This is a genomic window from Streptococcus suis, from assembly GCF_016743335.1.
Lineage (GTDB): Bacteria > Bacillota > Bacilli > Lactobacillales > Streptococcaceae > Streptococcus > Streptococcus suis_Y.
This window is the reverse complement of sequence record NZ_WCJE01000001.1, coordinates 54,817-68,855: the sequence shown is the minus strand read 5'-3', so window position 1 is coordinate 68,855 and position 14,039 is coordinate 54,817. Positions and strand designations below refer to the sequence as shown.

Below are 14,039 nucleotides of genomic sequence, written 5' to 3'. Positions count from 1 at the left end.
GAAGACACAGCCTGATAAACGACTGTGTCTTTCCTTTTTAGAAAATAAGGGCTAAAGCAAGTATCACCACATATAGCAGCGCAAAGAGTACAAAACTCTTTACTGCCTCGATAAAGGTTTCCCGTTTGACTTGCTTTTTCAAAAATATTTCTAGACTCTTATAAGCAGGCAAGGCTCCGAATAAACCAAGCAATGCCCAGATAGGTAAGAATCCAGTCAGACAGTAAATTATCCACAGCAACCATGGTAAACTTGCCAAGACAAAATACAATTTAAGAGCATTTTTCTTGCCAATATAGTAAACCAGAGTATAACGATGGTTGCGAATGTCTTCTTCTAAATCACAGGTATTGTTGGCCAACATGATATTGGCAATCAAGGTTACCAAAGGAAGGGACATGAAAATAATGTCTATTATTTTTGTCCAAGAGAACTGCAAGGTCATCCATTGACTACTTACTTGACTGGTCAATAGCCCAGCTGGGTCTTGGATAAAGACTGCTAAGAAGAAAATCCCAAATCCCATGGTTACTCCAGAGAAAACTTCACCCAGCGGCATTCTCGAAAGTGGAATAGGGCCAAAGGTGTAAAAGATACCAATGAGAAAACAGAGAGCCCCCATTGGTAATAGGAGCCAGCTGGTCCGCCAAACAAGCACTAATGAAATAATCACTGAAAAAATGAGTAAGGCAAAGACGATTCCAATCATCTGCCGAAAATCAAGGGAGAATTTCCCAATCACATTACTTTCCTGGCGATAGATTTCATCCTTGGCCTTGTAGTAGTCCATGCTATTGTTGATGGCAGTTGTACACATGTCAAAGCTGAGTACGGCAAGAACGAACAAAAGTGTATTGAGCCAATTGAAAGCTTGATAGCGATACAGGCTCCATAAAATCCCCAGGGTCATTGGAAATACACTGGCTACCTTGGTCTTCATTTCAACAAATTCTAGAAATACAGGCAAACTGAGTCCTTTAGTTGATTTATTCATTGACAAGATGATACTCCTCATTTGTTAATTCAAAGCTTTCTTTCAAACCATCACTCAGATGAACGCCCTGCTCCTTATCGATGAAAACAGCTTCTACACCATCAATCTGATTGATAAAGTTAAGACCTTTTTCCACACCTAGTAAGAAGAGAGTTGTGGATAAGGCATCTCCTTGGATAGATGTTTTGGAAAAGACTGTCACACCTGAGATATCATTTTCCACAGGATAGCCAGTTTTGGGATCAAGAATATGGTGATATTTGACACCGTCCACCTCTAAGTAGCGCTCATAAATACCTGAGGTAACAACGGAATTATGTGTCCCTGGCACAGAACCAACCGTTGCTCCACGCACTTGGTCTGGGTCCTGAACTCCCACATTCCAACCATTTTGCGTCGTAGGCGAATCCCCCATAACCACTACATTCCCGCCTAGATTGATGATGGCTGTCGTTATCCCTTTGCTGACAAACAATTCTCTAACCTTATCTGCAATATAACCTTTGGAAATGGCTCCTAATTCTAGCGTCATTCCTTCTTTGATAAAGACGGTCTTCTTCTCCTTATCTAAAGTAATGTCTTTATAATTGATAAATGGCAGAGCAGCTTTGATTTCTTCATCACTCGGCTTACGTGCATCCTCATCTCCAATTTTCCACAGATTGCTCACAGCTCCAATGGAAATGTCAAATAGCCCCTGACTTTCTTTACTCATGTCAATAGCTGTTTCAATCACTTCAAAGGTACGTTCATCCACCTCAACAGCTTCTTTTCCTGCTGCCTGATTGATACGGTAGACATCTGCCCCTTCCAAGTTTGTGGACAACAGACTTTCCATCTCCTTGATATAGGAGACAGCTTCATCCATCGCTTCTTCCTGATTTTCATGATAAATGCTCAATTGCACTACTGTGTGAAGTAAGCTTTCACTACGAGTCAACGGAGTTTTCACAACAGATAAACTTTCGTTTTGTTTACCACCACAGGCAACAAGCAAAACCATCAGTAGGCCCACGAACAATAGACTTGCAATTTTTTTCACTGATTTTACCTTCCCTAAAAAATAAGAAGACACAGTAGCCAAACAAGTGCGACTGTGTCTTTCTGAACTGACTAAATTAGTCAAGTTTTACAGTTTCTGTTTTTCCTTCAGCAGCTGCTGCAAGAAGGGCTTCTGTACTCTTCTTGAAGTCTTCTGAAGTCTGTGTTGCACCTGAGACAACTTCAACAGCTGAAAGGTCTTGTTCTTTCACTAAAGCTGCATTAAGTTGTTCGATTGCTTCACCAGCAGAAACTCCAGCTTTATCTTTCATGTTTTTGTTGTACTCTTCATTTGCTGATTTAAGACTTCCATCTTCAGCTTCGTAGTCAAATTTTGACTCACTGATTTTTCCGTCTTTAACAGTCAATGTGTGAACAATTTTGTAGCCATAATCGTCTTTGCCTGACTCAGCTTTGTAAGTACCATCTTTCAATACTACTGTTTCTGTAGTTGAAGATGAAGTTGAAGTAGATTCTTGTTTAGAACCGCAAGCAGCAAGTGCAAATACCGCACCAAGAACTACCAAACTTTTCAACACAACTTTAGTTGTTTTCATAACAATACTCCTTTTGTAAAGTAAATAGTTTTATATTTATAATGATATACCTAATAAACTAAATTGTCTAGTATTTTTTTAAAAATAATGACTAAAAACTATTGCCACCAAATTTTGCATAGACGCAGTCGATAACTGTGGTATTCTATCTACAAAATTCATCATTTTTTCCAAATAGCTAACAATCAGTTTCTCTGTTTTGGCAATAGCATGCGTTGCAAAAATCCTATCTGTAAGGATTTCCAACCCTTCTGCCGTAGGGGATTGAATATAAGCCCGCAATTGTTGCTGGATAGACTTGTCTTCTCGCATAGCAAATAGTAGCGGTGCAGTATAGATACCGTTTTGAATATCTTGCAATCTAGGTTTTCCTGATTCTGCTACATCCAGCTGATAGTCAATTAAGTCATCTCGTAGCTGAAAGGCCATGCCAAGTGCTTGCCCAGACCGAAAAGCCATGCTACTGTCTTTCCTAGATTGACCTGGTACAAAACTCCCAAGTTGACAGGCAAGTCCAAATAGAAAAGCTGTTTTTCCTTGAATTTGCTTGAGATAGGCTTTCATAGTCATATTGGCATCAAATTGATTGAGTAGCTGAGATAATTCTCCTCGAAGAATTGTTTCCATCAGCTTATCATTGCCCAAATCCAAATCATCACATGATACTTCTAGCAAACGAAGCCCTTTTCCAAATAGTCGACTTGAATAGGCCAGAAGATAATCACCCGTGTAGATAGCGATTCGATTCGAAAATTGTTGATGAGCCGCCGTGACTCCCCTCCGTTTATCCGCGCCATCAATCACATCGTCATGAATAAGAGTCGCCAGATGCAGAACTTCTAAATGGGCAGCAAAATATAGCTTTGAACGGCTAATCTTTCCTTCCGTCATTTGTGCAAAGAGTAGACAGAGGCCAGCACGCAGGTATTTCCCTGGTGCCTCTACATATTCAACAATCTTCGATGTAACTGCTGGATGCAGGACCATCATCTCAGATAAGATGATGGATTTTACCTCTTCAAGTCCCCTCTCAATCTCAGGATAGGTATTCCAAATTTGATGTACCACTAACTTTCTATATTTCCTTTATTTTTTATCCTTGATACGGTAAATATGCTTGGGCTTTCCATAAATCTTCTTGTCTAGGAAACGACCCAACCACGGCATAATCCAGTAGTCTAGACCGAAGGCTCTACCCGCACCATTCATAAGAGAAATAGCTGCTGGGATGAACCAAATATTTACCCAGTAGAACATGCCTGACAGGCTGAACATAACTACCAAAGCAACCGTTGCAGCAGATACAATCCATACAAAGGCACCAGCAATCAAAGCCAGACCAATACCGATTTCTGCTACTGTCATGAATTTTTGCATAAAGAGAGCAACTTCTTGGTTTGGCATCATAAATTCCATGATAGAAGCAAACCAATCAGGCATTTTGTCCAAAACAGCCATCGGTGCTTCACCATAGGCATAGCTCAAACCAAAAATTGGTTCAGCTGCTTCTGCCGCAGCAGTTGCCGCTTGTGAGGCACTTGAAACCGCCTCAGCAGCAGATGCACCAGATACTGGATCAGCTAACCAAGGGAATGGGAAGACAACTTGATCCCCAAACCATGATGTTGTTCCAAATAGACCAAAGGCTTTCTTGATACCTTCGTAGAGCCATACTGAACCATAAAGGACACGCATTGGCACAGACCAGAGAAGATTTCCTTTGCCTGAAGTATGACCGCCAAAAATGTTTCGCTTATTCTGAATGTCAAAGAATTCATGACGAACATAAGAACCCATGTAGAAGAAACTACGGATGGTAAAGAAGTAGAGTAGGTTTACCATGTGTTTGACAGCCATTGCCATAAAGCCTGACATGTGGTATTTGTCCATCAAGAAGGCTACACCGTAGCGTGCTCCAATAGACACCATAAACCCATCATATTTACCTTTGTAGCTATGCTTTTCGCCACCCTTGATTGCTGCAATAATATTGCTTGCTGCCGTATGACCTGTCTGTTCAGCTGCTTGTACAATCTGTGGAGTTGGTTTTCCTTCTGATTCTTCAAAGTAAACCAAGTCGCCAGCTACATAGACATTTTCCTTGCCTTTCGCTTCCATGAACTCATTGGCTACCAAACGACCTGCACGTGCTTTTTCAATACCAAATTCACTTGCGTCTGTATTGGCTTGAACACCAGCTGTCCAAATAGAGGTATAGGTAGGAATTTGACGACCTGATGAAAGTGTCAAGCTATCTTCTTGTACACTTGCTACACCATCGCCAAGTACCAATTCAACACCTTTTTTCTCAAGGTATTTACGTGCCTTGACTTGCTCTTTTTCAGTAACCATAGCCAAGATATTTGGCGTTGCTTCGACAACCTTGAGAGAGAATTCTTTTGGATCCAACTTGAACTCACGCGCCAAAATTGGTACCCAGTCAATCAACTCACCGATCATCTCAATACCTGTGAAGCCAGCACCGATAACGGTAAAGGTTAAAAGAGCGCGACGTTTGGCTTCATCATGCTCACGCATGGCACGATAGCAAGCATCAATCATGTGGTCATGCAAACGTTCTGCTGCCTCGATAGACCAAAGTGTAAAACCGTGTTCCTTAACACCTTTCACACCAAAGTCATTAGCTTCACCTCCCATTGCAAGAAGCAGATAATCAAAATCCAGGGTTTGGTGCTCTGCTACGACTTGTTTCTTATCATAGTCAATCTCCACAACCTTGTCTGTTACTAATTGAACCTTTGGATATTTTTTGAAGATACGTTGAAGGTCATACTTGATTGCACTTGCTTCCACACGCCCAGCCGCAACTTCATGCAACTCTGTCATATAGGTATGGAAAGAGTTCTTATCAATCAAGGTAACTGTTACATCTTGATCCTTTTTAAAGGTTTTTCCTAGCAATCGAGCTGCTGCAATCCCTGCATAACCAGCACCGACAATCACAATATTTTTCGTCACAATTTTACCTCCTTGTGAAATTCACAACAAATGACATGTTCCCATTATATCGTATTCCAAGATAGTTGACAAGCGAATTTCAATAATTAGTAATATACACAAACAAAACTTGCCATAGTGAACAAAAACAAGTATGATAGTAAAATAGATAATCGACTAGAAAGAGTTTTTTCTCTACACCCATGAATTCTAAACGTCAAACACTTAACTTTATTACGATGCTGGCAGCTCAGGCAGTTGTCATTTCTTTGATTGAACGACTCATCACCCCCCCATTTGCCTTTGCTCCAGGTGCCAAGCTAGGACTGGGAAATTTAATTAGCTTGATCGCTATCTTTACCCTCCCTACAAAGGATAGCCTAAAGGTTGTCGCACTACGCTTGCTCATCTCAACCTTTCTGGGAGGCACCTTTTCCACATTCCTCTATGGCTTTGCCGGAACTACTTTGAGTTATGTAGGAATGCTCTCTGCCAAGCAGCTCGGTCCAAACCGTGTCAGTCCTATTGGAATTTCTATTCTGGGTGGGATGTTGCACAATCTTGGTCAGCTTCTTGTTTTTGCTACCATCGCCCGTTCTTTCTATGTACTGAACTACCTGCCAATCCTCGCTTTTACTGGAATTCTATCAGGCTTATTGGTCGGACTGGCTGCTACCTACCTCCTCCAAAAGGTCGGACCTTTACGTCACTATCATCAACAAGTCTTAGCAGAATGGAAATAAATCTCCCTAGGTCAACTAAGGAGATTCTTTTTATGGTCCGCACCACTTTTTCATTATCCATAATAATTTCCCCATAATCCTGGTGTCACAAGTAAAATGAGCCACCTCATATAAACACCACTTATAAAATCCATGGTAATAAAAAACAAGGAAGCTTTCAAGAAGAGAAAAAATCAGGTTCTTTGCGTGTTTTAGTCGTACATTTTCTTTCTTTTGTGCTACAATATCTTCATCTTTTATTTTTTTGAGAAAAGGTAGAATTATGTCACCATTTAGGATCAAACTTTCTCCCAGTCAGCGAATCATTATCAGTTTCTTATTCGTGATTCTGACTGGATCAATTTTACTAAGTCTTCCCATCTCACAAATTAGCACCTCTACAGCAAGTTATTGGGATCATCTCTTCACATCTGTCTCCATGGTTTGTGTGACAGGGCTATTTACCAAAGCCGTTGCTGAAACCTATTCTACTTTTGGACAGATTATCTGTATGATGCTAATCCAAATTGGTGGTTTGAGCTTGATAGGATTCATCGGTCTCTTCGCTCTACGCGGTGGTCGTAAAATGAATTTCATCAATATGGCGACCTTACAAGAGGCTCTAAACCGATCTGACACAAAATATTTTCGTAACTTCCTCAAATCGGCTTTTGGTTTTACCTTGGCGGTCGAAGCCTTTGGAGCCCTCTTACTGTCCTTTCATTTTGTACCTGAATTTGGATGGGCGAGAGGTTTATTTACCTCGATTTTCGTAGCTATATCAGCCTTTTGTAATGCTGGTTTTGATAATTTTGGCTCAACTAGCATCATGCGCTATGTGGATAATCCTCTGATCAACATAACATTAGCCAGTCTCATTATTATGGGAGGTCTTGGATTCTCGGTTTGGTTTGACCTTCAGACACAAATCGGGCAAAAACGTAGCCTACGAAAACTAGGGTTCCATACAAAGATTGTTCTAGGTCTAACAGCTACTATACTAACCCTCGGAACTCTGACAACCTTACTCACCGAATGGAACAACCCTTCTACTATCGGGCAACTATCATTTGGTCATAAATTATTAGCCAGCTTTTTCCAGACGGTTACCATGCGAACCGCTGGTTTTGCCAGTATCGACTACACGAAAGCTGAACCAATCACCCTCTTGCTCTATATCTTTCAGATGATGCTTGGCGGGGCCCCAGGTGGAACAGCCGGCGGTATTAAAATAACCGCCTTCCTAACCTTAGTACTCTATGCTCGTAGTGAAATTCTCGGCCTCCCTCATACCAACTTTATGGGACGAACCATTGATAACCTCAGCATCCGCAAAGCTTTTGCGACATTCTCCGTCTTCCTGCTTATGTTTATCATAGGACTCTTCGCACTTGCCTTAACAGATGACCGACAACCACTTCTATTTTTAATGTTCGAGGTCATGTCAGCACTAGCCACTGTAGGTGTTACTGCCAATCAGACACCAAGTCTAACCATGGCCGGTCAAGCAGTCATTATGGCGCTCATGTTCTTCGGCCGTATCGGTCCACTTTCTATTCTCGCAAGCCTTTCTGTTCGAAAATTATCTAAAACCGAAAGTCTTCAATACGCAAAATCATCTATGCTTGTTTAAAAGGAGAAATCATGCCAAACTATACTATCGGAATTCTCGGTCTGGGAGTTTTTGGTACTACCATTGCAAAAACATTACACAATTACGATTGCAATATCATTGCTATTGATAATCATGAGCAACGTATCAATCATCTAGAACCTATTCTCACGCGCGGTATTGTCGGAGACATCACCGATCGCTCGCTCCTACGTGCAGCAGGAATCGGTAACTGCGATGCTGTTGTTGTAGCTACTGGCGAAAACTTGGAATCCAGTGTTCTTGCTGTTATGCATAGCAAGGTCCTAGGCGTTCCTATGGTCATTGCTAAAGTCAAAGGAACAACTGCGAAAGAAGTCCTTCTCAGAGTTGGTGCTGACAAGGTTATTTCCCCCGAACGCGAAACAGGTATTTCCCTAGCAAAACAATTACTCCACCGAGACACAACCAGCCTTTTTGAGCTTGACGGTAATGTTTCCATTGTTGAGTTTCACCCGCCAGTAAAATGGATTGGCAAAACACTCGGCGAATTAAAACTCCGCCAACACTATAAACTCAATATTATCGGTTACCGAAGTGGCAAAAATCAGGAATTAAACATCCAACTAACTCCTGACTATGTCTTCAAATCTGACGAACTCATCTTAGCAGTAACAGACCATAATACTGTCGATCATTTTGAAGAGCTGACAAATTAATACTCAATGAAAATCAAAAACAGACTAGCTCCAAAGTTTTGGGGAACCTTTGGAGGTTGGAGATAGGGCGAACGTAGTTCGTTACTACTTACGCAGATAGAACCCTGTTACTATTTTGTTTCAAGGTAACAGGCTGAAAGGCTCCACTGGAGCCTTTCACTCATCAAATCAAGTCAACAACGTCTTATTTTGATTTTCGAAGAGTATAAATAACAAATTTACGCCCTATACTCCGTTTTCAGGAGAAATATTTTATCCCTAGAAAGCCTACTAGACTATCATTTTTCTAGTGGGCTTATCATCTGTCAAAAGGAGAGATTATGAATGATTTAACCAAAGGAAAGCCGATTGCGGTCATCTTACAATTCGCTATTCCCTTGTTGATTGGATCTTTTTTTCAACTGGCCTATAATTTTGCTGATTCCATGATTGTGGGGCATACTTTGGGAAAGGATGCCTTTGCCAGTGTCGGCTCAACTGCCAGCCTGATTTTTTTAATCATCGGTTTTGCCCAAGGTGTTACCAATGGATTAACCATTATTTCTGCCCAACGCTTTGGAGCTGGCGACTTAGAGGGGCTTAAAAAATCTTTTGTCCACGGACTCTTCTACGCTTCCCTCATCAGCCTTTTACTAACAGTCTCAGCCTTAGCTTTTTTGAAACCTATCTTGGTCTTAATGCAAACGCCTGTGAGTATCATCGACCACTCCCATGCCTTTCTAACGGCCATGTTTGGAGGATTGACCTTTACTATTTTTTATAATTTCCTGTCTTCAACCCTACGCAGTCTCGGAAACTCTAAAACACCTCTACTGGCTCTAGTTATCGCTTGTTTTATCAATATCGGTCTGGATTTTTTCTTTATCTTAGTTATGAACTGGGGCGTTTTCGGAGCTGGCTTTGCAACTATCCTTGCCCAAGCCTGTTCGGTCCTCTTTCTTATTTTTTACATTATCCACAAGGTACCTCACTATCATATCGGACTAGCTGATTTAAAATTGGATAGAGGTAATCTCAAGAAACATGCCCAGCTTGCTTTTCCAATGGGATTTCAAGCCAGTATTATCGCCATCGGAGCCATGACCTTGCAGTTTATGGTCAACCAACTAGGGACAGACGCAATCGCCGCCCAGGCCATTGCCCTTCGTACTGACCAGCTGGCTATGCTGCCCATGGTCAATCTGGGCTTGGCTATCGCAACCTTTACTGCTCAGAACTACGGTGCCAAACTCTATGACCGTATTCGAGAAGGAGTGCGCCACTCATTACTCCTCAGCATTGCTTGGGCCATTGTATTTGCGGTCATTCTCATCTTGGGCAATCGCTTCTTCTCTGGTCTCTTTCTGCCAAATGCCAGTCAAACAGTGCTGGACTTGGCTCTTGTTTACTACATCATTAACGGCTCTTGTTACTGGATTGTTGCTTCCCTCTTTATTCTTCGTAGCTTTATTCAGGGACTTGGCAAGGGCTTTATCCCAACACTAGCAGGCTTTGGAGAATTGATTTTCCGAGCAGCAGTCGCCATCATCGGTATGCAGTATTTCGGTTTTTATGGGACCGCCGCCGCTAACCCTGCCGCCTGGATCGGAAGCATCATCGTCCTGATTCCAAGTTCCATCATCTTTATGAAAAAATTAAAAGCTGGACAAAGTATATAAAGAAAACGCATGAAACTCTCATGCGTTTTTAAAATAGTATTTTCGTAGGAATTGGATAAGCATAGCTTGCCAAAGGAGTACATAGCTGATACCTAAGAGGATTGCCAGGCCTCTATGCCAATTCACATCTGGAATGAAACTGACCAAAATGGAGAAAAGTAGAATGGTTACTACCATAATCTTGTCCCTCTTAGATCCCCACGGTAAATACTCTGACAATTGTTTTTCAGGATACTTTTTGACTTCTTGATGTAGGGAATAGCTTAGGCCCAGACCAACTCCTGTTGCCTCAACAATTCCAGAAAAGTACATAAAAGGCAGTAAGAAACAAGAGAAAATAGAGTAGTTTTTTCATGACAAAGCCCTCCTGAGCCTATTTATCTATATACATTTTATCATTTATGAATCGAATGAACAAGTAAATATATGTTCTCAAAAGCACAAAAAAAGACTAGGAAACCTAGTCTTTGCTTATTTTTACTCTTAGGAATTTGGATCATCCAAACTACGGCCATGCAAGCCTTTTTCACGTTGGACTTGACGGAGTTTCTCTGGCGTCACATCATTGCCGTCCTCATCAACCAGCTTAATCCCCTCAATATGATGACGGATTGCTCGACGATACCCCTCGATGTATTCTTCCCTGAGCTGAGCCTGTTCAACTTTTTCCTCTGGTGTCAAGGTACCAGCTTTTTTCTTTTTAGCCAATTCATTGATGCGATCGATTTTTGCTTGTTCCATGAATACCTCCTACTTGCTATTCAAGAGATTGAAGACCGCCACAGCACTTGCCTTATCCGCCAAGGCTTTCAAGAGAGCCAAGCGGTTGGCTTTGACTGCTGCGTCATCTACCATAACCATGGTATTGTCGAAGAAGGCCGCGATGACTGGGCTGAGAGCAAAGAGCTTGTCCAAGTTGCCCGCCATGTCTTCTGTCAACTCCAAACCTGTCACTGCAGCAGCAAGGGCTTTCTCCTGGTCGTTTTCAAAGAGAGCCTCGTCAATCGCAGTCGCCTCCGCCTTTTCAGCCAAGTTGAAGACCCGTGACAAGTTTTCCACGGCTTCCTTGTAGTCAGCCTCTTTTGATTTTTGGAAAATAGCAGAGCTAGCTGCTAGTTGCAGTCTGACCACAAAGGTTGAGCTAGCCAGTACAGCCTCGCGGATGTCTTTCGGAATGGCCTTATCCATCATCTTCTCTACACGGGCACGGATAAAGTCCATCACAGCTGGCTGGTTGTCATAGGTCAAGCTAGAAAAGTTCAAGCTGTAGAGCTCCGCAATCAACTGATCCAATGGAATTTCCCAACCAAATGCTTCCAAGATCCGTACGATACCCTGTGTTGCACGACGAAGAGCGTAAGGGTCGTTTGAGCCAGAAGGAATCAAGCCTACTGAGAAGAAGGATAGGAGGGTGTCAAACTTGTCAGCCAGTGCCAAGACCGCACCGACCTTGCTCTCAGGCAATTCGCCTTCTGCTGAGTTAGGAAGATAGTGCTCACGGATTGCCGCTGCCACCGCAGGTTTTTCCCCTGCAAGAAGGGCATACTTCTCACCCATAATCCCTTGTAATTCATCAAACTCGCCGACCATGCCTGTCAAGAGGTCAAACTTGTAGATGTCCGCCGCACGTGCCACATCTGCTTTTTCATCCGCAGACAAGCCTGCCAAGTCAGCCAGTTTTTCTGCGATGACTTTTGTGCGTGCCATGTGCTCGTAAAGCGAGCCGATTTTCTCATGGAAGGTCACGACTTTTAGGCGTTCTACCAAGTCAGCAATCTTAAGTTTTTGGTCTTCACGCCAGAAGAACTCACCATCTTCCAGACGAGCCACCAAAACTTTTTCATTTCCTTTGATGACATTATCAATGTACTGGTCATTACCATTGCGGACGGAGATGAAGTTTGGCAAGAGTTTGCCAGCCTTATCACGCACCACGAAGTAACGTTGGTGGTTTTTCATTGAAGTCACCAATACTTCTTCTGGTACTTCCAAATACTTGGTATCAAAAGAGCCCATAAAGGCGGTTGGGTACTCGACCAAGTTGAGAACTTCATTGAGCAGGTCTTGGTCAATCTCAACAGTCACATTGTGTTTGTCCTCGATCGCCTTGATTTGCTCAACAATCATATTTTGACGCTCTGCGGGGTCTGTAATGACAAACTGTGCACGCAAGTCAGCCTCGTAAGAATCTGCACTTGCAATCTCGGTTTCATTTCCAAGGAAACGATGACCACGGCTGATGCGAGCTGACGAAATGTCCAAGAAATCCATATCCAATGCTTCGTCGTCCAAGAGAACGGTCAGGGTGTGGACAGGGCGGATGTAGGCGAATTTGTTGGAAGCCCAGTTCATGCTGACAGGGAAGGTCATAGCCTTCAAGACCTCTGGAATGGCCGCCAGAACGGTCTTAGCTGGCTGACCCGCTTCATGCTTGGTCACATAGACATACTCTTCGCCCTTGATTTCGCGGAATTCGATGTCCGCTGTCGTCAAGCCTTTGCCACGGACAAAGCCTTCTGCAGCTTTAGTGAAGTTCCCGTCTGCATCCAAGGCAATCTTCTTAGCAGGACCCTTGAAATCTTCTGTAAGATCAGTCTGCTGGTCTGCCAAACCACGGACACGAACAGCCAAACGGCGTGGCGTTGAAAAGACATCAATGCTGTCAAAAGCCAAGCGATTGTCTGTCAAAAAGGTTGCCATGCGATCACGCAACTGGTGCATGGCTGGGGTTACGATGTAGGCAGGAATTTCTTCCAAACCAAGTTCAACAAGTAAATTCTTTGTCATTATTCTGCGTCCTCCTTCAACAATTCTGCTCGTGTTGCTTCATCCAAAAGTGGGAAACCGAGTTTCTTCCGCTCTGCCACAAAGGTCTTGGCAACGACACGGGCAAGATTACGGATACGGGCAATGTAGCCTGCACGCTCGGTTACAGACACAGCTCCACGGGCATCCAACAAGTTAAAGGTATGAGAGCATTTGAGTACATAGTCAAAGGCTGGGTGAACCAAACCTTCTTCCAAAGCCCGCTCTGCTTCTTTCTCAAACTTAGTAAAGTTTTCAAGGAGCATGTCCTGGTCTGATACCTCAAAGGAATATTTGGAATGCTCGTACTCTGGCTGGATAAAGATTTCACCGTATTTAACACCGTCAGCCCATTCGATATCGTAAACGGAGTCAACCTCTTGGATATAGGAAGCCAAACGCTCCAAACCATAGGTTACTTCGGCTGTGACTGGACCTGTTGCCAAACCACCAACTTGTTGGAAATAGGTAAACTGTGTGATTTCCATACCGTCCAACCAAACTTCCCAGCCTAGACCAGCTGATCCTGTTGACGGGTTTTCCCAGTTGTCCTCAACGAAACGAATGTCATGTTCCAAAGGATTGATGCCCAAACGCTCCAAAGACTCCAAGTAGAGTTCTTGGATATTAGATGGAGATGGTTTCATAACCACTTGGAATTGGTGGTGCTGATAAAGGCGGTTTGGATTTTCCCCGTAACGACCGTCCGCAGGACGACGACTTGGCTCTACATAAGCCGCATTCCAAGGCTCAGGACCGATGGCACGCAAGAAAGTGTATGGACTCATAGTCCCCGCCCCTTTTTCCGTATCATAAGCCTGCATGAGCAAGCACCCCTGCTCATTCCAAAATTGTTGTAAGGTCAGGATAATCTCTTGAAATGTAAGTTTTTTTGACATATATTTCCTTCTTTCTTTAATTATAAGTCTTTTAGTTTACTTTTAGTACTAGGCAACGAGGCGTAGGCATAACTGGAGTTAGGCAAGGCGAGTTA

The 14,039-nt window shown here is 42.9% G+C and carries 13 protein-coding genes; 4 read left to right on the top strand and 9 right to left on the bottom strand.

Annotated elements, in window-relative coordinates; translation table 11 throughout:
- Positions 1–37: 37 nt before the first annotated feature.
- From menA to F9856_RS00295, 5 genes are all read right to left on the bottom strand, one after another.
- A complete protein-coding gene (gene menA, locus F9856_RS00315; RefSeq protein ID WP_202105421.1) occupies positions 38–994 on the bottom strand; it encodes a 1,4-dihydroxy-2-naphthoate polyprenyltransferase in 957 nt (318 codons plus the stop codon).
- On the bottom strand, positions 987–2,036 hold the full coding sequence (locus F9856_RS00310; protein WP_202105394.1) for an FAD:protein FMN transferase: 1,050 nt from the start codon (positions 2,034–2,036) through the stop codon (positions 987–989). The genes menA and F9856_RS00310 overlap by 8 nt, the downstream gene beginning before the upstream one ends.
- Before the next feature lie 76 nt (positions 2,037–2,112).
- Positions 2,113–2,592 carry an FMN-binding protein gene (locus tag F9856_RS00305; protein WP_002942658.1) on the bottom strand — a complete coding sequence of 160 codons (480 nt, stop codon included), beginning with the start codon at positions 2,590–2,592 and terminating at the stop codon, positions 2,113–2,115.
- Between the two features lie 78 nt (positions 2,593–2,670).
- Positions 2,671–3,660 carry a polyprenyl synthetase family protein gene (locus F9856_RS00300; RefSeq protein ID WP_172013033.1) on the bottom strand — a complete coding sequence of 330 codons (990 nt, stop codon included), beginning with the start codon at positions 3,658–3,660 and terminating at the stop codon, positions 2,671–2,673.
- Between the two features lie 18 nt (positions 3,661–3,678).
- The gene (locus tag F9856_RS00295) at positions 3,679–5,571 is read right to left on the bottom strand and encodes an FAD-dependent oxidoreductase (RefSeq protein WP_172088351.1); all 1,893 of its coding nucleotides are present in this window, start codon (positions 5,569–5,571) and stop codon (positions 3,679–3,681) included.
- Between the two features lie 182 nt (positions 5,572–5,753).
- On the opposite strand from F9856_RS00295, the gene F9856_RS00290 reads away from it, so the two are divergent.
- The 4 genes from F9856_RS00290 (at position 5,754) to F9856_RS00275 (ending at position 10,240) form a co-directional block, all read left to right on the top strand.
- Entirely contained in the window at positions 5,754–6,293 is a 540-nt protein-coding gene (locus F9856_RS00290; protein WP_012027668.1) for a Gx transporter family protein, read from the top strand.
- 262 nt (positions 6,294–6,555) lie between these two features.
- Positions 6,556–7,905 carry a TrkH family potassium uptake protein gene (locus F9856_RS00285; RefSeq protein WP_002942653.1) on the top strand — a complete coding sequence of 450 codons (1,350 nt, stop codon included), beginning with the start codon at positions 6,556–6,558 and terminating at the stop codon, positions 7,903–7,905.
- Between the two features lie 11 nt (positions 7,906–7,916).
- Positions 7,917–8,582, top strand: coding sequence for a potassium channel family protein (locus tag F9856_RS00280; RefSeq protein WP_002942648.1), 666 nt, complete (start codon positions 7,917–7,919; stop codon positions 8,580–8,582).
- A 320-nt stretch (positions 8,583–8,902) separates the two neighbouring features.
- Entirely contained in the window at positions 8,903–10,240 is a 1,338-nt protein-coding gene (locus tag F9856_RS00275) for an MATE family efflux transporter (RefSeq protein ID WP_202105393.1), read from the top strand.
- An 18-nt stretch (positions 10,241–10,258) separates the two neighbouring features.
- Here the strand turns inward: F9856_RS00275 and F9856_RS00270 are convergent, their stop codons facing one another.
- The 4 genes from F9856_RS00270 to glyQ all read right to left on the bottom strand — a co-directional run bounded on the left by F9856_RS00270 (position 10,259) and on the right by glyQ (position 13,944).
- Positions 10,259–10,552, bottom strand: coding sequence for a hypothetical protein (locus F9856_RS00270; protein WP_228377182.1), 294 nt, complete (start codon positions 10,550–10,552; stop codon positions 10,259–10,261).
- Positions 10,553–10,723: 171 nt separating this feature from the next.
- Positions 10,724–10,981: a DUF896 family protein gene (locus F9856_RS00265; RefSeq protein ID WP_002942632.1), complete on the bottom strand. Its 258-nt coding sequence runs from the start codon at positions 10,979–10,981 to the stop codon at positions 10,724–10,726.
- 9 nt (positions 10,982–10,990) lie between these two features.
- Complete coding sequence (glyS, locus tag F9856_RS00260; RefSeq protein ID WP_202105392.1) at positions 10,991–13,027, bottom strand: glycine--tRNA ligase subunit beta; 2,037 nt, start codon at positions 13,025–13,027, stop codon at positions 10,991–10,993.
- Entirely contained in the window at positions 13,027–13,944 is a 918-nt protein-coding gene (gene glyQ, locus F9856_RS00255; protein ID WP_002939388.1) for a glycine--tRNA ligase subunit alpha, read from the bottom strand. The genes glyS and glyQ overlap by 1 nt, the downstream gene beginning before the upstream one ends.
- Between the last annotated feature and the right edge of the window lie 95 nt (positions 13,945–14,039).